Raw genomic sequence first — 25,254 nt, 5'->3', positions numbered from 1 at the left:
TTGCCATTTCCCCCATCAATACTATCTGCACCTGTTCCTGGGGCTAAATAGTCATTTCCCTCACCCCCATTTAAGGTGTCATTACCTGCTTCACCATAGAGGTTATCATTCCCCCCTAACCCTGAGAGAGCATCATTACCTGTTCCCCCATAGAGGTGATCTGGATTGGTATCACCTCCTTGCAGACTGTCATCCCCGGCTTCTCCAAACAGTTGGTTCCATCCCGTTGCACTACCAATGACCGTATCATTGCCTGCACCCGCATAAATTTCATTTTTCCAAGTGTCATTGTAATTATCGGTAGCGGAAACGTTGATATTATCGTTCCCTGAACCTGTTCTGAGTCGAGTTCTTTCTATTCCTTGGAAGACTGTGCCGTTATTTGACCCACCTGTGATACTGCCATTGTTGACATTGGTATAGCTAATGGTGGTATCGGCTGTGTCGTTACGGTTGTCTATGTCTAGATAGTCGTTGCCATTTCCCCCATCAATACTATCTGCACCTGTTCCTGGGGCTAAATAGTCATTTCCCTCACCCCCATTTAAGGTATCATTACCCGCTTCACCATAGAGGTTATCATTCCCCCCTAACCCTGAAAGAGCATCATTTCCTTCTCTTCCACTTAGGGTATCATTTCCTTCATTTCCAGTCAGGATATCATTGATCAAACTGATGGTATTAGAACTATAGATGGTTGCATTGATATCTGTAACTAAGTATGGCTCATCAAGTGCTAAGATGCCACTGTATGCTGCTAATACATCCGGGCAAAAAGCTAAAACTACGGATTTTCTGTCATCTGTAACGGGAAAACTCACCTCCAACTGCCAATTTCCGCCTAAAGCTGCATTGCCTGTTTTTGTTGCCGATGCCCTAATACTTGCTTTTGTAATCTGATGTAACTTGCGAATAAATTCTTCTCCAGCATCTCCAGCAGCCACATTACACCCATAAAGTAAAATGCTATTGCTTTGCCAATGCTGTAATAAATCAGCATATTTACTGATACTATCTAAATTAAGTTGACTATTTCCTAAATACAAACATCCCGGCGCACCGTGAGAAACGATATGAATAGTGGTAATTTCGGGATGCTGTCGTAAAAATGCGGTGATTTGTTTGATACCGTCTTGATTGGGGTTAAGAGCGATCGCTTCTACCCCCTCTGCAACTCCCGCCTGTAGAGTTTGATGATCGGAAACAGATGGATCAATAAAGACAACTATTCCTGAATCTTCTTTTGTCTTAAATCCCACATTCCTCACCCCATTTGCCCAAGCACCCTGTAAACCTGCTGGTAATCTACCAAAGGCCAGTATCATCTTTTCACGAAAATCCGGTCTTTGAGTAAACTTCTGAAGCTGTTCCTCAGTATCTCGAATTGCTATTTGCACAACACCTAATAGATCATTATGGGTTAGCCCATTCAAGTTCAGTGTTTCAGAGGATTTGATTAGGATCATCGGTTTAACTGGGTGCTTGGTGTAGATATTGTCAGATTACCTGTAATTGACAATACACTAAAGCGTAAATACAAGCAAGTGTTACTTTGAACAAATTAATAATTGTTCACTGTAGTACCTAATCCCCATTACCCATTAAACATCTAAGTAGGTGAACACAATAAAACCAATCTGTGTAAAGAAACATAAAATCGCCCAAACCCTCTTCACTCTTGCCTTGCCATAACGACGATTTTCAACGCCAACCTACTTAGTATAAGATTGGAGGTAGGAATAATGCTAATTTTTGAGTTTAAAACGTAAAATTAAGATAAATAAGTAAAAATATGACTCAATATACTGAGATAGTGTTGGTGGCTGATTCTATCTTCATTTCTCACTCCTGACTGGGCGCAGGCCCTGCGCCCCTACCTCCTATCCCTAAGTAGGGTTTGCTGATAGCGTAGCGTTAGCCATACTCCTAGTACACTGTGGCGTAAGTGAATGAACTATTCTAAATCCTCCAAAAGCCTATACTGTCTTCATTTTGACTTTTGACTTCCGCCTTGCGGTACTAGCACTCACAGACAACTTTTTCAGCAAACCCTAATTAGTTAAATTTTTACAGATTCCTGAGACTCTACATTGATTGTTTGTAAATAGTCTTCTTTTTGGAAGTAGTAATAGCTATGGGGTTCATTTTTCACAATTAGACCATTAACTACCTGTCCTAAGACATTTTGACCAGATTTTGCCAATAGTTCTTTAGCAAAAGTCGCATTCACAGAATCAACTACACCAGGACGCACTACCAATAAAACACCATCAGCCATTTGTCCTAAAGTAACAGCATCAGCAGCCACATTTAAAGCTGGTGTATCAACAATGACAAAATCATACTTGTCAGAGAAGTTAGCCATTAAAGTTGCCATGCGTTGTGAGTCGAGAAGAGATGCTGGACTGGGAGGAACTATACCAGAAGTCAAAATATCTAAATTAGGCATGACTTTTTTAATTATCGCAGTAATTTCTTCCTGTTTGAAAATTAAATTACTTAAACCTTGATTATTTATTACGTCCCAAATTTTATGCTGAACTGGACGGTGCAAATCTCCATCTATTAATAAAACTTGTTTATCCATTTGTGCCATTGCTGTAGCTAAATTAGCTGCTACTGTTGATTTACCTTCCTTGGGTACAGAACTGGTGACAATAATAACTTTTAGCTCTTTATCAGCACTGATAAAATTAAGATTTGCCCTCAACATTCGGTAAGCTTCACTAATAGAAGAACGAGGAAAATCTCGAATTATAATTCTTTGACTATAGCATTCATCTGGTTCATTATTTTTAGAGGTTCTTTTCCACTTAGTAGCGGTAGGGATAACTCCTAACAAGGTTAATTCTAGTAATTTTTTGGCTTCATCAATAGTCTTAATAGATTTATCTTTCATTTCTAGGATGTATATAGTCATAAGAGCTGCCAGTATACTCAGTAATGCTGAACTGAGATAGGAAATTATGACAGAAGAAATAGGTTCATCAGGAACTTGAGCTTCGGATATTCTAGTTGCATTACCTAAGTTTTGATTTTCAGCTATCCTACTTTCTTGGAGTTTCTGAAGTAATAAGGAATAGGTAGATTGTCCTACTTGAAGTTTACGTTCTAATTGACGCTGTTGTTCTTCTAATTTAGGTAACGTATTCAATCTTTGTTTATAGGTAGATTGTAATTTTAATAAAGAATTAGCTTGATTGGCTAAACCTAGACGGTTGGATTCTAATTCTACGAGTTTACTAGAGAGTTGTTGCTGTAAAGCACTCAATTGTAAATTATCTTCTGCTTGTAGTTTATTTTTACCTATGGACTGATTTATCCTTTTGTCAATAACCTTGTTTAGAGAAGCAATTTTATCCTGTAAATCTATGATTTGTGGATGATTTTCCTGTAAAATTGTTTGTCTGTTTGCTAGTTGTGATTGTAGTTGTTGGATTTCTCTAAGAATATCTTGAATTCCAGAGATTTGGCTAATAGAAGTCATTGTTAATGCTTGTTTTGGGTTCATTCCCAATTGCTGAATAACTACTTGATACTGTGACTTAACATTAGCTAATTGAGATTGAGTATCGTTGATCCTTAATTGTAAATTACCAATAACTCGTACTGCTTCAGTAGCTTCTTCTTGTAAGGAAATAATTTTGTTTTTTTCTTTAAAATCTGCTAATTCAGATTCGGCTTGACGGACTACTAATTCGGCTTTGGGTAATTGTTTTTCTATGAATTTACGTCCTGCGCTTGCTTCGGCTCGCCGTGAAGACAGATTTTGCTCTAAATAAACTTTAATTATTTCATTTACAACTTGGGCGGCAATTTTGGGATTAGTATCTTTGTAGCTAATTTGGATAACATTAGTGCCTTTAACTTCTTTGACAACAAGATTTTTGAGAAATAGCTTAGGTTTTAGGGTAAAACCTTGACTATCTTTGAGATTTAGTCGTTTAATAGTTGTTTCTATAATAGGGTAAGAAGTTATTACTTCTACTTCTGTGCTGAGGGGGTTATTTTGTTCCATTAAAGGATCTAATTTGCCTATTTCTGCACCTAATCCTGTGATAGATGAGGCTATATTGCTTCTTTGAAACCGCAATTTACCTTCTGCAAAATAAATAGGTTTTTTCAAAGATGCAGCCAATTGTGCTATGATAAAAACGGAAATAGTAATTAATAAAGTGGCAAGCCAACGACGTTTGAGAATTGTCCAATATTTTTGCGGTGATATAGAAGATTCTTGTAGTTCCATAATAAATTAACTTTTTTATGTATGTTTTTCAAGTTGTGGAGTGAATGGTTTTAATGGCATTAATTACTCTTGCTAAATCTTCGTCCGTTAAATTAGAACCAGAAGGCAAACAAAGACCATGTAAAAATAAATTTTCGGCGACTTTACCACCAATACATTCATATTCAGAAAACACGGGTTGCAGGTGTAATGGTTTCCATACAGAACGAGCTTCAATTTGTTGTTTAGTAAGTTGGATGCGAATGTATTCTCGATCTGCACCAAAAGCTTCTGGGGTGATTGTTAAAGCCGTTAACCAGCGAGTAGAATAGCCAAAATTAGCTTCGGGCATAAATTCTATTCCTGGTAGATTTCCCAAAGTAGATTGGTAAATTTCAAAGTTGCGCCGTCTAGCGACTACCCTTTCATTTAAAACTTGTAATTGACCTCGACCAATACCTGCTAGAACGTTACTAAGACGATAGTTATATCCTATTTCTGAATGTTGATAATGGGGGGCAGGATCGCGGGCTTGAGTTGCTAAAAATTTGGCTTTGGCAATTAGTTGATCGTCATCAGAAACTAGCATTCCTCCACCGGATGTAGTGATAATTTTATTACCATTGAAGGAGTAAATACCAAACCGCCCAAATGTACCGGGAGAAAGCCCTTTGTAGGTAGCACCTAAAGCTTCGGCGGCATCTTCAATTAGAGGAATATCATATTGATTGCAAGCTTTGAGAATAGGTTCAATATCTGCACTTTGACCATACAAATGTACAACTATAACTGCTTTGGGTAATTTACCAAAGTAGGCGCGTTTTTGTAAAGCCTCTTGCAACAAGTCTGGGTTCATATTCCAGGAAATGCGATCGCTATCAATAAATACTGGTTTTGCGCCTAAATAAGTAATCGGATTAGCGGTGGCTGCAAAGGTTAAGGTGGAGCAAAAAACCTCATCTCCTCTGGTGACTCCAACTAATTGCAAAGCTAAATGTAAAGCCGCAGTTCCCGAACTTACAGCAGCAGCATGACTAGCGCCAGTTATTTGACAAAATTCCTGTTCAAAAGCATCAACATGGGGACCAATAGGGGCAATCCAATTGGTAGCAAATGCTTCTTTGACGAATTCTAATTCTTGGTTTCCGATATGGGGAGTGGAGAGGAGAATTGGCTTCATGGTTTTTTATTCTTTATCGTTTAAAAGTGATCAGGCGATCGCATTTGGCACTTATTATATTAGTTTGAACCTTCAGCCATTTGTCATTTGGCATTTCCCCATTAGCCCAAGCAATCAAAGCTGCGGGAATATTTGCTCCGGCTACATGAGAAAATGGATATCCACCACCAAAACGCGGGTTCATTTCTAATACGTAGTTCCCCTTTTTTCCGACAATTACATCACAATCTAAGTTGCCAATATGACCTAGTTTTTGTCCAATTTTCTCACCTATTTTTTCAAGTTCCTGATTTTCCACTGTGATAGCCCGGTCTGTTTCTCCGGCTCGCATGGTTAGCTTACGCTTCACAAAAGTGGTAATGTAGGAAGTTTCTAAATTACTAATGATATCAAGACCATGCTCTTGTCCAATTAGCTTTTCTTGAATTAAGATACATTTTTCAAAATCAGTAGAGCTTACCGTCGCTAAAAATGACTTTTGAATAGCTTTTTTCACAAATCGGTAGGCTAATTCTAATTCTTCATAATCTTCAGGATATTCAATACCAATTGATGCACTTCCCCACCGAGGCTTAATAACTACAGGAAAATCTATTTCTCCTCGCTCAATAGCTGCTTTTGCTTCTGCAAGAGAAAGATAAGTTTTTGGAGTCGGTATACCGATTGTTTCTAAGAATTGAAAAGTTAACCACTTGTCAAAACAAACATTAATAATTTCCGGTGAAGAGACAACTGGGATAGTTCCTATTTTAAGAAATTGATCACGTTGTTTTGCTAAATATGGTAGTTCCAAATCATTGAGAGGAATTAGTAACTTGACTTTTTTATTCTGACAGATATCCAGCAGCTTATCAAAGTAATCACTATCATTTACAGATGGTAATAAAAAACTTTCATCTGCTTCCTTTAATGCTGGGGCCTCTAGACTAGCATCACCAGCAAATACCAATCCTCTATTTTCTAAAGCTGCTTGAAAGAATTTTAAAAGGTAATTTCTTCTTCCTGCACAGGTCAACATAACGTTCATATTTTTGTCACTCATATTACATAAGTAGAAAACACATCTTGAGAAGTTTCTTGCCGTCTGACTAATGTATAATTCTTAAGGGTGGAATCATAGCTAATAATCGGAGGATTTGGGCGAATAAAAGGTGGTTTAAATACCACTGTATATGCACCTAAATTATCAAAAACTGCATAATCACCAATCCCAATTTCATGAGGATAATCTGGATATAAACAATCATGTTCCATACAAGTATAGCCAACTAAATCTACTGGAATACTTAGTTTCTTGGTTTGATAATTTTCCTCATCACTGTAAACTTGTAGTGATAATTTTTTATCAGTTAAAGTTGGTTTAACATTGTGAATACTGCCAACCACAAGAGCAATCTGGCGTGATTTTATTGTTTTAATTCCCACCACCTTAGCGACAAATTTGAGAACATCTGCAACAATAACTACACCTGGTTCAATAATTAATTCTGGTTTAGAATTATCAGAAAATCTACTGCTTAATTGCGGGGCAATTGCCTCTGCATATTCCTGATAAGTGGGAATATAACAGTCAAATTGTTCCTTTAAATCATCGTTCATTCTGCCAAAAAAACCACCGCCAACATCAATAAATTGAGGTGGTTTATCTGGGAAATAATCATCGCTGAGTTCGATAATTTTCTGCGTGCGTAACTTATAGGATTCTAAACTTCTTGTTGACGTAGAAATGTGACAATGTAATCCCAAGACTGAGCAATTATTTAATTCTCGGAATGTTTTAAAAACATTATCTAGTGCGCCTCCTTCCACATCAAATCCAAAGCGAGATATCCTCCCAGCACCCACATCAAAATTACATCTTAAACCGACTGCAATTTTTTGTTCTGGTAATCTTCGTGCTAATGCTGCAACTATTTCTACTTCTTCCAAACAGTCCAAGTTAACAATAGAACCAGCGAGAATTGCATTTTCCAGGTCTTCTGGAGACTTTAGCGGACCATTGAAGATAATTCTAGTTGGAGAGACACCAATACGCAAAGCTAGATCATACTCCATTTGAGAAACAACTTCCGCATAGCCGCCCAAAGAATCTACAGTTTGACACAACTTGGGAATGTAGTTAGTTTTATAAGAATAGCCTAAGTTGGTATGGGGATAAATCGAGCGAAAACCATGCAGGAACTCTTGATAATTGCGTTTGAATTTATCTAAATCAAGGATAAAAAAAGCATCACCAAATTCTTGCTCTAAATTCTGAAGTGTTTTCCAAGAAAGTTGCATTTTTAGTTCCTCAATTCAGTATGGATTGCTAGTACACAACGGCCTAAATAAATCAACCATTCTCAATCTCTCAAAAGCTTACGACCTATTCATTTTGACTTTTGACTTCACGGCAGTACTAGTCTTCACTCAATTAAAAGTAAGTAGGTTGACGTTGAAAATTGTCGTTATAGCAAGGCAAGAGGCAAGAGGCAAGAGGCAATAGTAAAGAAGTTTTCAGCGATTTTACGTTTCTTTACACAGTTTGGTTTTATTGTGTTCACCTACTTAGCTTCTTTAATTAATCGAGCCGGCACACCTGCTACTGTACTTTTTGGCATAACATCCTTCATTGCTACCGATCCTGCACTCACAGTAGCCCAAGCTCCAATCTGAACTCCTGGAAATACAGTGCTTCCCAAAGCTAGAAAAGCTCCCTCATGGGCTGTTACACCGCCAGCAAGGTGGGAGAACGCCAGATGTACATAATCTCCTACGCAGCAGTCGTGATCAACGCTGGTTTTAGTATTAATAATTACGTGCGATCCAATTCTTGAATAGGGCTGGACTATTGCACCAGCACAAACTACTGTACCTGCACCTAATAAAACTTCAGGATGAACCCAAGCATAGGGATGAATCACTGTTATCCAATTAAGATGAAGTTTTTCTACTAAACGCTTCCGGGTCTCATTTTGACCAATACCAATGATTGCATGAGAGAAGTTGCCAGATGTCAGCTCACTGACTGGACCAATAACTGGAATACCAAAAATATTCGTTCCTCTCTTTTGCAGATTATCATCGTAAAAACCTACTACTTGGTGGCCTGCTGCCATGAGCGTACTTGCTACTACTTTGGCATGACCTCCTGCTCCAATTACAGCTATTCTTTCTTTATTCATAACATCGTGAAATTATAGTGAAGTGACAATTAAATCTTCTACTTCGATAATTATGCTACTAAGAGACAAGCCAGTCCCAAACCCAGTCAGACATAGCCGACCACTAATTTTATTAATTCCTTGATTTAAGGCATAGCGACTAATAGCAATTGGTATGGAGGCACAACTTGTATTACCTATCCCTTCTACAAATATGGGAACTTTTTCTGCACTAATCTTTAATTTTGTGCGGATAGAATCAACCATGAATTTATTAGCTTGGTGAAATATAAATAAATCAATATCGTCACTGCTTAAATTGCAACTTCTCAGCGCAAAATTGACGATATCTGGCACTTCTTGAATTGAAAATGAAAAAACAGCAGCACCATCCATAGCAAGGTTATTCTCGCTTCTGTAGATTCCATTTTTTCTTAAATTAGTAATGTTTGTTTCCTCGGTATTTGGCTTTCTCATGCCACCAGCAGGGACAATTAACTTATCATAATCATCAGCAATAGTTCGCCAGCAAGCTGTTAGCCCTCTGCCTTTTTGATCAAATTCTAAAACACACGCAGCCGCACCATCACCAAATAACAATCGCTCAGTTTTATCTTTGGGATTTACCAATCTTGTAAGTGTATCTCCAACAACCAACAATCCGCATTTCATATCACCATTATTAATTAATCTTCCCAGTACAATTAGACCATGTGTAAAGCCCGCACATCCAGCATTTATATCTAGTGTAAAAATGCTTGCTTTTAATCCTAATTTATGACATAAGAGGAATGAATTACCAGGAATCAAATAATCTGGAGTCTGGGTAACACATACAATACAGTCTATATCTTCTTTCTTAAGATATGTATTTTTAAGAAGATTTTCGACGGCTTGGTACATCAGATCAAAAGCTGTTATATCGTCTTCGGCAACTCTTCTACTGTAAATGCCAATTCTTTGACTGAGACGCTCTATTTCTTCATAATCTAACACATCAGATAATTCATAATTAAATTCAGTTTTTTCAGGTAAAGCAATTGCTATACTTCGCATACTAATGTTGGAAATCATCACTTGTTGCATAGTATTTTCCTAAATTGAGAACAGATATTTCTGTTTAAATTCTTACTTTATCATTTACGCAAATAAGATTAATCAAATCTTTAATTGTTTTACTCTCGACTATAGAATTCACAGGAATAGCCCGATCAGCATAACTATCAATGATTGATATTATAGATAATATAGCCAGTGAGTCCCACACATCTCCTAAGTTTTCTAGCACTGTTTCTTCCGTAAGATTTGCACTGCTGATTTCCATGGCTTCGCCTAAAATTTCCAATATTTCTTGGTGATCTATCATCTTTTATCCCATAAAGTTGTATTGTTGTAATACTCTGAACAGTAAATTATTATTCGCATCTATTAATTACCAATTTCTAAATAATATACTCTAAATTTCCTGGAATAATCTTGTCATCCTGGCATTATCTTTATCAATAAATTACTGAATAAAAATACAGGGGTTAAATTAATTCGTAATTTATAATTAAGTTTTGCAACGGAGATTTAGACCTCGACACGAAACTTGCTGCCTTGAGAGGCAGGGGAATTAAACCCCCAAACTTTGTTAATTACACAATGTCATTGCGATTGCTTCATGCTAATATGGCTACGAAATAACTGGAAATATTTTTGTCCAATTACTTATTATGAGATTTATTCGCAAAAGTTTGTGCTGAAATCTGCTGGGCGAGATCGGTTATAGTTGGAGAGCGGAACAAGCTAATTAATGGTAAATCCACATTAAATGCTGAGAGAATTTCCCTAATTAATGTAACTGCCACTAAGGAATTACCCCCTAGATGAAAGAAATTGTCTTGAGTTCCCACTTGAGGTATCTGAAGCACTTTTTGCCAGATTTCCATGAGGGTTTGTTCAATATCGTTTTTAGGTATTGTTGTATTTACACTATCCTCAGACTGAACAACTAATAGGGGAGCCGGTAAAGCCTTGCGGTCAACTTTATGATTAGGAGTAAGGGGAAATTTCTCCAGAACAACAAAGTTAGAAGGAACCATATACTCAGGCAATAGAGAGAGCAAGTATTCTCGCATAGTTGCATGAGATGGCTGATACCCTGGCTGTGGGAGTAGATAGGCTACAAGGCGCTGATCTCCGGGCATATCTTCACGAACGATAATCACGGCTTCCCGAACTGCTTCATGGCGGCTTAAAATCGTCTCAATTTCTCCTAATTCAATGCGGTGTCCCCGTACTTTTACTTGGAAATCCATCCGTCCCAAAAATTCTACATTGCCATCTCTTCGGTAGCGAACCAGGTCGCCAGTCCGGTATAAACGGGCAGTGGCATCATCACTAAAGGGATTAGGTACAAACCTTTCCTGGGTTAATTCTGGTCTGTGCAAATAGCCCCGTGTCACGCCTTGACCGCCAATATATAGTTCACCAGCGACACCAACAGGCACAGGTTGCTGATTCTTGTCGAGAATGTATAACTCAGTGTTGGCAATAGGACGACCCAGGGGAACTACACCATCAACTTCAGCCAGAGTATGGGTTGCTGACCAGATGGTGGTTTCGGTCGGACCATACATATTGTGAATCTGTCCGGGAATAATTTGCTGAAGTTGATTTGCTAAGGCTTCAGTCAAGGCTTCACCACCAACCATCATTTGCCGAAGTTGCCCCATAGCCTCGTGGTTAGCGGTTTCTGCCATCAATAAACCAGCCATAGAAGGGGTACATTGCAGGTGTGTTACCTGATGACGGTTGATGAGATCCGCTATAGATTCAATTTTGCCCTGTTCCCTTATTTGATAATTAGCCCGTGTCTTCAATTCATTCAGCAAGGGTAGTTGAGATAGCACTGTATTCGTATCTACCCCATAGTCAATCAGACAGGCAATTTCATTGATACCAATGGCTTTAATCCGATCAACCATCTGCAAACAGGTGTCCACAGTTCCAAATAGACCACTAGTTTCAAAGTACCGTTCAAAGGAGAAATCTAGGACTTCCGCCATATCCGGTTCAGATAGATGAGATACTGCAAACTGTCCTTTGTCGTTGGTGGTTTTCTGTTTAAAAGTGGGGAAAGACCAAGCTGCAAGCTTGATTAAATCCAGGGAACTAGCTAGGTATTGCCGCATGGGCTGACGGACAATTTCTTTGACAATATCATCACTTTCTCCCACAAAAGTATGTATCATCAGGCTGACAATACCTTCGCCAGAATGTCCGTTTTCTGTATAAGCTTGCCGATAGATGGCAATTTTGGCGGCTAACTCGTCTAAACTTTGCCCCAGTAAGTGAGTCAAAATATTAAAGCCTCTCGCTCCTGCCATTTGAAAGGTTTCGGGGTTGCCGGCGGCTGTGATCCAAACGGGGAGGTTGGGTTGAATGGGAAGAGGTAGGGTTTGCACCTCGATGATTTCGCCTTTACCGTTGGGATATGGTAAGGTTTCTCCGCGCCAAAGTGCCTGTACCTCCTCAATTTGCTGGAACATAATTTCCTTGCGGTTCTCGAAGGTTTGGGGAGAGAGGATAAAGTCATTGGGTTGCCAGCCAGCCCCAAAGGATATTCCTACCCGACCGTTAGAAAAGTTATCTACTAAAGACCAATCTTCTGTGAGTCGCACGGTGTTATGTAGGGGGGAAATACAGCTACCTGCACGAATTTGGATGTTTTTGGTGGTTGTGGCGATCGCCGCACTACTAACTACAGGATTGGGGAATAAGCCACCAAAGGCATGAAAATGACGTTCTGGAGTCCAAACTGCTTTAAAGCCGTTGGCATCAGCAAATTTAGCCCCCTCAAACAACAGCCGATACTTTTCCGCTGCATCTTGCCCTTGTTCATGGCTAGAAAAGTAAAAGAGACTAAAATCGGTATGTTGTAATTTATTTACAGCTATGGGTTGTTGGGACTTAGACTGCTGCCGTTCTTGTTTGGGGTTATAGATAACTACTTTAAATCCCCTAGCCAATGTCCAGAACAGTTCCAAGACAGAAATATCAAATGACAAACTTGTAACTGCTAACCATACTCCCGGTGGTTCATGGTCAATGACAGCATCCATACCCGTGAAGAAGTTAGCCACGTTACGATGTTCTACCATCACACCCTTGGGTTTCCCCGTAGAACCGGAGGTGTAAATTACATAACTCAGATTTTCGGGTTTAACTCCACTATGAGGATTCGTGGTGGGTTGTTGAGTAATTTCTGCCCACAGCGTATCAATGGGGATAATGCGGGTCATCCCCAGATCCCCGACTTCTTTGAGAAGTCGGGGATCTTGATCAAGTTTTTCCTGGGTTAAGATGACGGTCGCTTGGGAATCTTCTACCATGAAAGCCAGACGATCTGCGGGGAAATCGGGATCAAGGGGAAGATATGCCCCACCGGCTTTGTGAATTGCCAATAAGCCGATCATCATTTCTAGCGATCGCTCGATCTGAAGACCGACGATTACATCGGGCCCAACCCCCTGTAGTTGCAAATAGTGCGCTAATTGATTGGCTTGGGCGTTTAATTGCCGGTAAGTTAATTCTCGGTCCTGGAAGACGACAGCTACAGCATCAGGAGTAAGTTCTGCCTGAATTGCCAATAACTCATGGATACACAGATCAGTCGGGAAGGGTTCGGCTGTGTCGTTCCAATCCACCAAAATTCGCTGTTGTTGGGCAACGGAGAGTAGTGGTAATTGATGCAGTGATTGTTGAGGATCTTCAATACAGGCGGTGATTAAACTCTGAAGTTGCTGAACAATGGCTTTAGAGTCAGTGTTATTGAGTGACCCAGTATGTACTAATTCCGGTAAAGTTCCATCTTCATAAGCCACCAACGCCATAGACGCTCCCAGGGACTGCCAATCTAGTTGATCAGGGGACGCAACAAGGGCGATCGCCACAGGCAGAAAATTATCATCGCTACGTCCATTCCCATCACCATGCAATTGTGGATAACGTCTCAACAGCGTATTTCTAAAACTACCCAGACGACAGGTATCATCTAGGGCTATTTCAAATCGCCGTTGAAAATCATGGAAAGACTCATTAACCTGAGTTTGCACGCGAAGAGGAACTCGTTGGGCAAATATTTCGGGAGCAATACCACGCTGGGCATCGGTTTGTAGTCCCAGATCAAATTCCATTTCGCTTGTCAGTCGCCCACAGTAAGCAGCAAACATAGACAACAGGGATTTCGCTGCTACCTGCCCCGTCAGCGACAAAATAGAATAGCGGTGCATAGAGATATCTGGTTTTTGACCAGATGTTGTCAATGGTGAATAGGGATGCCGAAAAGCTGCAAGCTGCATCAACCGTTTTGCCCAAGCTTGTTCATGACCACATAAGAAAGCATTCCGTTCAGTAATTGCCTTTCTGATATTGGTGTCAATTGCCGGTAAGACATCACCGACGCGGACACCATAATCTGTTTGCAACTGTTCTAGGGAAATATCCTTGCCGTTTAATGTGCTGAACTCACTTAACTGCACAGCCCCATTTATGGTGGCGACACACATCCCTTGGGAATCCAGTTTTAGCACTTGTCCAGGAGTACCATACTCAGATGCAATTGAACGGGCAGATCCCACAACAATCACCCCTCCTGGTAGCCAAGTTTTGGGTAGACCCAATTCATTACGAGTTGGACCAAAATCTAATGCTTTGACTAGATTACAGATATCTTTAGTAGTAACATCATAGGAGATCAGAGCGGCGGCTTCTGGGCGATCTCTAGGACTAAAATAACTCCGTTGCGATAGGTCTTGAGGATAGGGCTTGGCAACATCAATTACTAGTTCTTCTACCAGTTCCCTGAAGGAATTAACTGCTGCATCAAAGCATCGCAGATTGAGGTTAAATACTGTATCATCTGCCAAAATTGGCACAGATGCTTGTTTAAATATCCGTCCAGCATCAATTTCAGCAGAGACTTCATGCCAGGTAACAGCATATTCAGTTTCACCGTTCAGCAAAGCCCAAGTAGTGGCATACAAACCAGCATATTTGGGTAACGGCGAGTCATGGTAGTTAATAGAGGCTTTTTTTGCCCGTGTGATCACATCCTCTGGAATGATCCACTGGACGTTATTAATACTGAAAAGATAATCGTATTTAACACCCAGAAGTGTTTTGTGAAACATGGAGCGAGAAGCAGCATGAGTAATGCCATGTTCCTGAGACCACTTTTGTAATGAATTATCTGTGGAATACACTCCCAACACTTGGCAGTCTTTCTGTAACAGGATTTCCAAGCAACTCAAGGCTAGAATACCATTGCCCACAACAAAACAGGAAAAGCTGGACATAGTTCATTTATCCTCGTGAATTTGCACAAATTTTCTGGGTATGAATGAGAGACTGAGGATAGATCAGAAATCATACATTCTCATCCCAGTATGTATGGACGAATCTGATCCGCAATTTTTTGACTGGTGCGATCAGCAGTAACTAATTCAATTTGTTCTGGACTAGATGCCCCCAAACCCAAGGCCACTGCTGTGCGAATCTGTTCTAATTTCCAAATAGATCCTTGCATTACCTCATTTGTTGTTCCCAGTGAACGCAACATTGCCAACGCAATGACATCAATGGCTATGGGATCTGTACTTGCCAACATGACATTTGCCGCCACTTTTTTGCCGGCATCTGGTCCCCCTGACACAAAGGCTTCCACACCATCTATTAACACCAGACTAGGCCGATAAACTGCATTAATTTCCGCGATCATTTGCTGCATATACGGTGAACGATGCAAGTCACCCATATAGTTAAATGGATCACCCGGAACATACTTAGCTACCATGCCTACAGTATTTTTTAATGCCAGTGTATAGTGCGCTCCTCGATGAGTTTTTAGACAACAGGTATTGATCACTGCTCCCGCTTGGAGAACTGGTCGGGCAAAAGCGAAACCTTGTTGCCAGTGAGTTCCCGATGGGGAAAAGTATTGCCATTGTTCAGTAGACATTTCATCAAAAACAATGACTTCCACCCCATAGCGATCTGCAAGTTGAAATACTCCTTTAAGCTTCATGGCCTCACGAGTCTGCGCCATTCCTGAGCGATCGCCTATGGTAATTTGCCCTACTCCAGCTTTTTGGAGTTTTTCTACCAAAGTTGCTAACAATTTTGTATCTGTTGATGCTGGAGCTGGATCGGCAGTATTATAGTTGGGCTTCAGAAAAATGCTTTTTCCCTCCATCCCCCCTGGCTGCAACAAATCAAGTATTCGTTGAGTTCCCGATACCCGATCTTCAGTGTGAACCAATGCAACTTTGCTGATCCCTGTAGGTTTGGGTAATGGCAACACTTTCATTGCCTGAACGTTCTTGGCATTGGCAGCATCCAGAATATATCTAGATGTTTTCAGGGTATGAAGAAGGGATGCGGGGGAAACACCCAGGGTTTTGAGACTGTGAAGAATAGGAGGAACAATTGCTGCTCCCGCAAAAAGTCCAGCTACTCGGAGAATATTCCGTCTTGTGTGCTTGGGGTGAGAAGATTTAGTACGCATAACACAACTGATTAAGGGAATGTGTTTATATAAGAGTTGATAACAGAAATATCAATCTTTTTCAAATACGTACTAAGTCGCTGGGTACTTCAAATTTTGGGGTTTCTCCTGGGGAATAAACAGCCCTGTCTTCTGTATCACTGAGAATAATTGATCCTGCCCCAATAATATTTTCTTTGCCAATGTTGATGTAATTTCTAATCGTAGTATTCAAACCAAGGAAAGTATATTCTCCTATGTTTACTCCACCACCAAGCACAACATTAGAAGTCAGAAAACAATGATCATTAATTATACAGTGGTGCGCGATAGAATTTACACCCAAAAGCAGACAGTTATTACCAATGGAAGCAAAAGGTTGAATAACATTATTTTCCATGATAAAGCAGTTTTCTCCCACTGATTTACCATAATAAAATGCCTGAGAACTAATATAGGAAATAAAGCTATATCCTCTATTTTTGGCATTTAAATATTTTTCTGCCCGTAATTTATTCACTTGTTGGTAACTAATGGCGATAAATAATTTATACTCATCAGGTGAATAATATTTTTCCAGTTTTTCATAGGGGACTACTGGTAAATTATAAAAACTCTCTGTTTTTAGATAAGCTTCATCAACAGTAAAGCCAACTACCTCATGTTCAGAATCACGGCTGAGATAAAAGTGAGCTATTTCTGCAATTTCACTAGTTCCGAAAATAACCACTTTAGCCATAAATTATCCTCCAATAATATCTTGTTTGTGCTGATAGTCATGAACGGTTTGATCTCCCATAAATTCTTCCATCGTTGCATGATTATCTTGACTGATTCCTTGTTGTTTAATGACTGTCCAAACAGTGAGGAAAATTATTTGTAAGTCTAGTAATAAACTCCAATTGTTGATATAGAAAATATCTAGGTTAAATTTTTCTTCCCAACTCAGAGAATTTCGACCTCGAACTTGAGCTAAACCTGTAATCCCTGGCTTGACTTCTTGCCGTCTTGCTTGTTCTGGGGTATAACGGTCAAGATATTTGACTAATAATGGGCGTGGTCCGACAAAACTCATGTCTCCTTTAGCAATATTCCACAGTTGAGGAAGTTCGTCAAGACTTGTTTGCCGCAAAAATTTACCCAAAGTTGTGAGACGTTTTTCATCAGGTAGAAAATTACCATTGACATCATGATCATTGGTCATAGTGCGGAATTTATAAAAGTTGAAAATTCGCGCATCTTTACCTGGACGGGGTTGGATAAAGAAAATTGGCTGCCCCATCCGTAAATAAATAGCGATCGCAATCATTAGCATTAAAGGAGCTAAAATAATTAAGGCGATTGCTGCTATTATTCTATCCAATAAATATTTAATAAACTGACTAAAATTGATTGCTTTCCAAACCTTAAAATTTCCCTTGATCATAGAACTTCCTTGAACTATTACTGTGTTTTTTGAGGTAAAAACCCAATCAATTGCCAATTATTTATTTGGGATTCCTTGAGATTGTTGGCACTAAAAACCACGATAATTCTCTATGATTTTGCAAATATCTGAGCAATTGCAAAACCAGACTTGTTTTTAAAAGATAACTAAGATGTAAATAAAAATCTTGTCATTTTGACATTATTCCTATCTCAATTATTTTGGGAAATATTTGATACTTTCAGTGTATTTATAACGACTGAGATGAGCATTTTTAGAAGATTAAGAAAAACCTAAATTTGTAGGGGTTTAGCATTGCTAAACCCCTATTTATAGAATCAAACTTAAACTACTTCTACATCAATATTTCTTCTATCTGACGAGGGAGATTAGAAATAGGTAATCCCTGCGCTTTTAAAATTCGCACATATTCCTGATCTAGCGCATTCCAAATATCTTCTTGACGAAATTCTCGCAAAACCCGCTCTCGTCCAGCCAAACCATGTTGTTGTCGGAGTTCGGAATTAACCACATAATGACGAATTCCTTCGGCTAAAGCTGACCCATCATGGGATGGTACAAGTGTCCCTGTTACTCCATCTTCAACTGCATCTATGCAACCAGGAATCTTGGTGGCGACTACAGGTAGTTTCATGGCCGCAGCTTCCAGAGGGACATTAGGAAAGCCTTCACGATAAGTTGGTAAAGTAAACACATCCATTGCCGCGTACAATGGCGGGGTGTGATCTTTGCCCCCTGTTGCATGGATGCGATCGTCAGTTTGCAGTATTTCCTTGGTTTGAGCAGATATGGGGTCTTGAGATTCAAAATACCCAACTAGGAGTAAATGCAAATTGGGAAACTCTGCGCGGAGAATTTTCCAAGCTGCAACCAATTCTTCCACACCTTTATCGCGGACAATCCGACCGACAAAGCCAATGACAATGGCATCATCAGGAATACCATATTGTTGACGAACTTCTTTTCTGGTCTGAGGTGGTAGATTAGCGGGATTAAAGCGATCGCTTGCATCCACCCCATTACTACTTCCTCCACCTAATACGGTAATCTTTTCCTGGGGACAAAGACCCTCACTAATTGCCACTTCTCGCAGGGAATGACTCACACAAATCACCTGATGTGCCAGTAAACAGGAAACCTTTTCACTCCATGATAGTAGGATGCGTTTATATCCTGTTGCTGTCATTAAGGGCAATCCCCGAATATGATAAATTCTCACAGGTACTTGTGCTAACCAAGCCGCAATAGTTCCTAATAATCCACCTTTAGGAGTATGGGAATGTACTATCACAGGCTTGATAGTGCGGATTTGTTGCCAAATTTGCCAAATAGCCACAATATCCTGGAGTGGTGTGATCCGTCGGGGCATTGTCACCGTGTGGAATGGTATATTTTCACGGGAACTAACTTCTTCTACAGCTTCTCCAGGTGAGGATAGAGCATGAATATCATATCCTCGTGCTTTCATATAAGCAATCTGTCCACGAAAAAAGGAAAAGGTTTCGGGAACGGTGGTAATGTGCAGCAATTTAATTTTTTGTGACATAGAAAGGTAAGTATTTCTGGCGTTGCTGAATTAAGATATGAAAATCAAAAATTTCATTTCTCTTACTCTTACTCTTTGCGCCTCTGCGCCTCTGCGTGAGATAAATTCATACTTTCATTCGCCAACGCCGGATTTTTTAAACTTGGTAATATGACCGATACCATTTCACAAATCGCTCGATTCCCTCCTCAATTGAGGTATTCGGTTTAAAACCCACATCTGTCACTAAGGCATCAACATCGGCATAGGTTGCTGGTACATCACCAGCTTGCATGGGGAGCAAATTTTTCTCTGCTTTCATTCCCAAGCAATTTTCTAAGGTTTCGATAAAGTGCATTAATTCCACCGGCTGATTATTACCGATATTATAATTTTTGTAGGGGGCATAACTTGTGGCAGGATCTGGGGCATTTCCTGACCAGTTGGGATTTGATGCAGCCACGTTATCAACAACACGAATTACGCCTTCTACAATGTCATCAATATACGTAAAATCCCGCCTCATTTTCCCGTAATTAAAAACATCAATTGGTTGTCCTGCCAAAATTGCTTTGGTAAACAGAAATAATGCCATATCAGGACGACCCCAAGGACCGTAAACTGTAAAAAATCGCAATCCTGAAGCCGGCAAGCCATACAAACTACTGTAGGTATGTGCCATTAATTCGTTGGCTTTTTTGGTAGCTGCGTACAAACTTACGGGATGATCTACATTGTCGTGAACGGAGAAGGGAGTTTTTGTATTTGCACCGTAAACTGAACTGGAAGAAGCAAATACTAAATGTTGAACGTTGGTATGCCGACAACCTTCGAGAATATTCACAAATCCCACTAGATTACTATCTACATAAGCATGGGGATTTTTTAATGAATAACGGACTCCGGCTTGGGCAGCTAAATTGACGACTTTATCAAAACTAGATTGAGCGAATAATTTGGGGATGCCTTCTCGGTCTGCTAAATCCAATAAATGAAAGCTAAAATTGGGGTTCGCTAAAAGTTGCTCTAATCTGTCTTTTTTTAAGGTAACATCGTAGTAATCGTTGAGGTTATCTAAACCTACAACTTGATCACCTCTTTCTAGTAAGCGTTGGCTGAGGTGAAAACCAATAAAACCAGCCGCACCTGTAACTAAAATTTTCGCCATAATTTCACCGTTTATAAACTCCAATAATTAATATTTGCTGGTATATCCGCAGGTTCAAATATTGATTTGATATCCATGAAGATTCCACCTGGACGAATGTGAGCAAATAGTCCCTCTGCTGGCATTTCTAAATATTCTTGATGGGGAACTGCTAAAATTAGGGCATCAAGATATGTAAGTTCTTTCCAATCAGATAATTGAATACCATATTCATGTACTGCATGACTATTTTCGGCTAAAGAGTCATGTACTAGGGGGTCAATCCCAAATTGTTGCAATTCATGAATGATATCCGGAATGCGACTATTTCTTAAATCTGGGACATTTTCTTTAAAGGTAAGTCCCAAAATCCCCACTCGCGCATTTTTGATGGTCACATTGGCTTCTACAAGCAGTTTCACCAACCGACTACCCAAGAATTGACCCATGTTGTCGTTAATCCGTCGTCCCGCGAGAATTACCTGGGGATAATAGCCAACTTGTTGGGCTTTGGCTGTGAGATAGTAAGGGTCTACACCGATGCAGTGACCCCCGACAAGACCTGGAGTGAAGGGTAGAAAATTCCACTTTGTCCCCGCAGCCGCTAAGACATCACGGGTGCGAATATTCAGGCGATCGCAAATTATCGCTAGTTCGTTCATCAAAGCAATGTTAAGATCCCGTTGGGTATTTTCAATGACTTTTGCCGCTTCAGCTACTTTAATTGATTGGGCGCGGTAAACACCAGCGTCAACAACAGCACCATATACATTAGCGATTTGTTCTAATGTTTCCGGGTCTTCACCTGCGACTACTTTAACAATTTTTTCTAAGGTATGTGTTTTATCACCTGGGTTAATTCGTTCGGGTGAGTAGCCCAATTTGAAATCAATACCCTGTTGTAAATCAGATACCCGTGCTAGAACAGCACCACAAACTTCTTCGGTGACTCCTGGATAAACAGTGGATTCATAAACTACTACATCACCTTTTTTAAGAACTTTACCAATAGTTTCCGAAGCTTTAATCAATGGAGTCAAATCAGGAACACGGTTATCATCAATTGGCGTGGGGACTGCAACAATAAAGAAGTTGCAATCAGCTAAATCAATTGGATCACAAGTAATATTGAGAGATGTATTTTTGAGTTCATCACTAGTAACTTCTCCTGTAAAATCTATGCCTTGATTTAATGCGGTAATTTTCTCTTGATTAATATCAAACCCAACTGTATTGGGAAATTTTTTTGCAATTGCTAAAGCCACAGGTAACCCAACGTAGCCAAGACCAATGACTGCGATATTATTCATGTTTTTATTTTCTGAATGGAATTTGAAAATTTTTTATTTATTCAGCAAGCCCTAATTGGTTTTCAGCTAACCAAGCTTGGAACATCAGTACATCCCAAAGATAATATTGCCAGTTGAATTTGCCACTTTGGTGTTCATCCCACTTTTGCCGAATTGGTTGAGGATTGAAATAGCCTTCTTGTCTCAATCGAGACTCATTCAACAAATCTTCTGCCCATTCTCGTAATGGTCCACGCAACCAGCTATCAATGGGAATACCAAAGCCCATTTTGGGACGCTCGATTAATTCTTTGGGTACGTATTTATACAAAAGCTGGCGTAATAACCACTTCCCTTGATTACCACGTATTTTCATGGATAAGGGGATTTGCCAAGCAAATTCTACAACCCGATGGTCTAGAAAAGGTATGCGACTTTCTAGACTCACACCCATGCTGGCACGATCTACTTTCACCAAGATGTCATCTGGTAAGTAGCTGATTAAATCCAAGTACATCATACGTTCTGTGAAATCTGGTAGGCTGTCCGACAAATTGCGCTCATTCAAAACTGTGCTAAGTTCAGAACTACCAATAACAACTTCCTCTGACGCTTGCCAATGGGATACTAAACCCGCATACATAATATCGGGGTTGGGAACTGCTAAAATGCTTGCTAACTTATGTAATTTATAACCGGAAGCTTCTACTTTAAGCTTTGTAGGCAACATGGCATCTACAGATGCAAAACCTTGATTCCAAGTTTGGGGGGAAACACTTGTTAAAGCTTTTGCGGTGGAATGACGAACTGTTTTCGGTATCCAGCCTATTTTCTGCCAAATACTACGTCCCCAAAAATAGCGATTATATCCAGCAAACAATTCATCACCTGCATCACCTGAAAGGCTGACAGTCACATGATTTCTAGCAAGTTGAGATACTAAAAATGTGGGAATTTGGGAAGAATCAGAAAACGGCTCGTCATATAAACTGGGTAGTTTGGGTATAACTGCTAGTGCTTCATTTGCCGTTACATAAAATTCTGTATGGTCTGTACCCAAATGCTGGGCTACAGCTTTAGCATATTGAGCCTCATTGTAAGCATCTTCATAAAAACCAATACTAAAGGTTTTTACAGGTTGATGGCTTTGAGCTTGCATGAGAGCTACAACTATAGAGGAGTCAATTCCCCCAGATAGGAATGCACCCAAAGGCACATCTGCCAGCATTCGCATTCCCACTGCATCTTTTAATAATTCCTCCAGGTTTACTATAGCTTCATTCTCTGAGCCTGTGAAGGGATAAGCAACACCTGATTCTGCTACAATTTTTGCCGACCAATAGGCCACTGGTTGGGGGTGAGTTCTACTCCCATTCCAACTGAGGAGAGTCCCAGGGGGTAATTTATAGATACCTTTATAGATGGAATAAGGGGCAGGAATATAGGAAAAACGCAGGAATAAAGCCAAAGCATCGCGGTTAATTTCTCGCTGAAAATCAGGATGGGCTTTAAAAGCTTTTAATTCCGAAGCAAATATAAAAGTATCACCACACCAACCATAATATAAAGGCTTTTCACCAATGCGATCGCGTCCCAAATGTAAAATGCGTTCTGCTTTGTCCCACAATGCAAACGCAAACATCCCATTAAATCGTTTGGTTGCTTCTATAACCCCCCATTCGCAAAAACTAGCTAACATTACTTCCGTATCAGAATGACCTCTAAAGTTATATCCAAGGCTTTGTAACTGCTTTCTTAATTCCGGAAAATTATAAACTTCACCATTGAACACAATTACATAGCGACCATTAGCAGAGATCATCGGTTGATGTCCTTCTGGTGATAAATCTACTATAGATAATCGTCTGTGTCCTAGAGCTATCCCCACCTCTTCATCAATCCAAATTCCACCATCATCAGGACCACGATGAATCAGAGATTGGCACATATTTTCGACTATATTGCCAATTTCTTCACTAGATAGTTGTTTTTCATTGGTAAAAAAACCAGTTATTCCACACATTTATTGAATTACTCCTTCAAGAAATATATAAATTTTTAGAGGTTATTTCTTTGGCGTGATATATGCAGAAAAAGATCAAAATTTCACTAAGTGAGAATAAATAAATTCTGGATTTTTTGAATTACAGCAAATTGTCATCAAACCCGGAACAAGAACCCCACCCCCAACCCCCTCCCCGCAAGCGATGAAGGGGGCTAAGATGTACCTTTATGTAAATTTTCGCCGATCTAAGCTGTTGAAAATTAGCTATTCCCTAAGAATAGGAACTAAAAAATCTTTGGAAATATTGCCCCCACGGACAATTAAACGATTGTTGTTTACTTCTTGATCTTCGCGGAGATATATTGCATAAACTTGATCAGTTTTCTGAATATTTTTATCTATGTTGAAGTCACAATTATCAAATACCAGTCGCTGGTTAGTTTGATTAGAAAAGCTAGGGTGTTGCCACCAAATATCAGCACTAGCAAAAAAATCGTATTGTTCGCCTGTTAATTTTCTCGTGATAGTGAATTGACAATTTTCAAATGTAACATTATGAGGAAATAAAATCCTGTTCATGTAAGTATCCGCTGCACCAATTTTAAATTGAGAATTCGTAAATTTCATTGTTGAATTCAAGCTAAAAATATAAAAAGGTGCATTGCCAGAAATGATATTATTCCCAATGACTGTAGAACCTTCATCAACAGCAATATCAAAATCCCCATCAATTAGGTTTAGGTTTTCAAGTTTAACATCTACCTTTAATGTTTCTCCATAACCTCGTCCATCAACTTCAATATCAATTCCGGTCGGATCAATTTTGCCTTGTGTAGTCAGATTATAAACTTCAGCCGAAGAATTTCCACCAGTTAAGACAAACCCACCTCGAAATACATCAATAGCTTGACAATTATTCATTTTAACATCAACATTTGTATATACAGAGATTCCATCAGCAACCCCATTTTTAAAATTGCAATCTTCAATAAATACTTGCAATTTACCAGGAAGTTCAGGGTCAGCAGTCAAGAATATCAGATGCGCTTGTTCTAATTCATATTTTTTGTAATGACCTTGATTTTGGCTATTACCATCAAAGGTAAACCCTTGAATAATTAAAGGTTGAGAATTCTTCTGACTACTATAATTAGTAGTGAAAGTTCGAGTCCACTTTCCTTGTTTATCTGGTCGTTTAATAGTTGCTCCATATCCTTGATAAGTAATGTTATCTTTGAGAATTACAGACGTTACTATATAAACGCCTTCAGGGAATAATATTACTCCTCCTCCTTGCTGATACACTGTATCTATTGCTGTTTGAATTGCCTTAGTATCGTCATTAACACCATTACCTTTAGCACCAAATCTTTTAACAGATACAATGTTTTTTATGTCATTATCTAATATTTGCATGGTATGTAATTTATTGCCGGACACATTGGCATTAGATGTATTTTTAGAGGTTATAGATTGACTCTTTAGGAAATAAACTTGAGGTTTCGATATGGTAACTGATTGGCTAAAGTGGAGAGATTGTATAATCAGTAAGCTTAATAAACTCCAAAATAACCAAAAACGAAATTTGCGGAAAAACATCTTAGCTAATTTTTGATAAATCAACATATATCACCTAACAATGGTAACTTATTTTTATAGGAGGGGAAAAAAGCTTGACAACAGCTATCAACCGTAAAACCTTTTATATAAAAGGTTTTGTGATTAAAATTTGTATCTCATTTACTTACAATATGTTGTATGTCTC

Annotated in this window: 17 protein-coding genes; all 17 read right to left on the bottom strand. The window is 39.3% G+C overall.

Going from position 1 to position 25,254, the window contains the following annotated elements:
* On the bottom strand, positions 1-1,466 hold a 1,466-nt coding region (locus HEQ36_RS09715), incomplete at its 3' end, for a DUF4347 domain-containing protein (protein WP_290707509.1).
* A 593-nt stretch (positions 1,467-2,059) separates the two neighbouring features.
* Positions 2,060-4,246 (bottom strand): polysaccharide biosynthesis tyrosine autokinase, encoded by a 2,187-nt coding sequence (locus HEQ36_RS09710; protein WP_053537479.1) that lies wholly within the window; start codon positions 4,244-4,246, stop codon positions 2,060-2,062.
* Positions 4,247-4,274: 28 nt separating this feature from the next.
* Positions 4,275-5,405 carry an aminotransferase class I/II-fold pyridoxal phosphate-dependent enzyme gene (locus HEQ36_RS09705; RefSeq protein WP_053537480.1) on the bottom strand — a complete coding sequence of 377 codons (1,131 nt, stop codon included), beginning with the start codon at positions 5,403-5,405 and terminating at the stop codon, positions 4,275-4,277.
* Positions 5,406-5,418: 13 nt separating this feature from the next.
* Positions 5,419-6,447: an ATP-grasp domain-containing protein gene (locus HEQ36_RS09700; RefSeq protein ID WP_081424096.1), complete on the bottom strand. Its 1,029-nt coding sequence runs from the start codon at positions 6,445-6,447 to the stop codon at positions 5,419-5,421.
* A complete protein-coding gene (locus HEQ36_RS09695) occupies positions 6,444-7,685 on the bottom strand; it encodes a decarboxylase (RefSeq protein ID WP_168635641.1) in 1,242 nt (413 codons plus the stop codon). Before HEQ36_RS09695 ends, HEQ36_RS09700 begins: the two co-directional genes overlap by 4 nt.
* A 263-nt stretch (positions 7,686-7,948) precedes the next feature.
* Positions 7,949-8,569, bottom strand: coding sequence for an acetyltransferase (locus HEQ36_RS09690; RefSeq protein ID WP_168635640.1), 621 nt, complete (start codon positions 8,567-8,569; stop codon positions 7,949-7,951).
* Between the two features lie 12 nt (positions 8,570-8,581).
* Positions 8,582-9,634, bottom strand: coding sequence for a 3-oxoacyl-ACP synthase III family protein (locus HEQ36_RS09685; protein ID WP_053537483.1), 1,053 nt, complete (start codon positions 9,632-9,634; stop codon positions 8,582-8,584).
* Between the two features lie 34 nt (positions 9,635-9,668).
* Positions 9,669-9,914 (bottom strand): phosphopantetheine-binding protein, encoded by a 246-nt coding sequence (locus tag HEQ36_RS09680; RefSeq protein WP_053537484.1) that lies wholly within the window; start codon positions 9,912-9,914, stop codon positions 9,669-9,671.
* 340 nt (positions 9,915-10,254) lie between these two features.
* Positions 10,255-14,889, bottom strand: coding sequence for a MupA/Atu3671 family FMN-dependent luciferase-like monooxygenase (locus tag HEQ36_RS09675; RefSeq protein ID WP_168635639.1), 4,635 nt, complete (start codon positions 14,887-14,889; stop codon positions 10,255-10,257).
* An 80-nt stretch (positions 14,890-14,969) separates the two neighbouring features.
* Positions 14,970-16,097, bottom strand: coding sequence for a DUF362 domain-containing protein (locus HEQ36_RS09670; RefSeq protein WP_053537486.1), 1,128 nt, complete (start codon positions 16,095-16,097; stop codon positions 14,970-14,972).
* Positions 16,098-16,158: 61 nt separating this feature from the next.
* The gene (locus HEQ36_RS09665; protein WP_053537487.1) at positions 16,159-16,815 is read right to left on the bottom strand and encodes an acetyltransferase; all 657 of its coding nucleotides are present in this window, start codon (positions 16,813-16,815) and stop codon (positions 16,159-16,161) included.
* A 3-nt stretch (positions 16,816-16,818) separates the two neighbouring features.
* Positions 16,819-17,502 carry a sugar transferase gene (locus HEQ36_RS09660; protein WP_053537488.1) on the bottom strand — a complete coding sequence of 228 codons (684 nt, stop codon included), beginning with the start codon at positions 17,500-17,502 and terminating at the stop codon, positions 16,819-16,821.
* Positions 17,503-17,857: 355 nt separating this feature from the next.
* Positions 17,858-19,069: a glycosyltransferase family 4 protein gene (locus tag HEQ36_RS09655; RefSeq protein WP_168635638.1), complete on the bottom strand. Its 1,212-nt coding sequence runs from the start codon at positions 19,067-19,069 to the stop codon at positions 17,858-17,860.
* A 136-nt stretch (positions 19,070-19,205) separates the two neighbouring features.
* Positions 19,206-20,216: an NAD-dependent epimerase gene (locus HEQ36_RS09650; protein ID WP_027403384.1), complete on the bottom strand. Its 1,011-nt coding sequence runs from the start codon at positions 20,214-20,216 to the stop codon at positions 19,206-19,208.
* 11 nt (positions 20,217-20,227) lie between these two features.
* The gene (locus tag HEQ36_RS09645; protein WP_168635637.1) at positions 20,228-21,505 is read right to left on the bottom strand and encodes a nucleotide sugar dehydrogenase; all 1,278 of its coding nucleotides are present in this window, start codon (positions 21,503-21,505) and stop codon (positions 20,228-20,230) included.
* Positions 21,506-21,542: 37 nt separating this feature from the next.
* Entirely contained in the window at positions 21,543-23,507 is a 1,965-nt protein-coding gene (gene asnB / locus HEQ36_RS09640; RefSeq protein ID WP_168635636.1) for an asparagine synthase (glutamine-hydrolyzing), read from the bottom strand.
* A gap of 246 nt (positions 23,508-23,753) precedes the next feature.
* Positions 23,754-25,115 (bottom strand): glycosyl hydrolase family 28-related protein, encoded by a 1,362-nt coding sequence (locus tag HEQ36_RS09635; protein WP_168635635.1) that lies wholly within the window; start codon positions 25,113-25,115, stop codon positions 23,754-23,756.
* Positions 25,116-25,254 lie beyond the last annotated feature (139 nt).

The organism is Anabaena sp. 54 (assembly GCF_017355725.1).
Lineage (GTDB): Bacteria > Cyanobacteriota > Cyanobacteriia > Cyanobacteriales > Nostocaceae > Dolichospermum > Dolichospermum heterosporum.
Note: the sequence above shows the minus strand (reverse complement) of the source record. Positions and strands in the feature narration are given on the sequence as shown.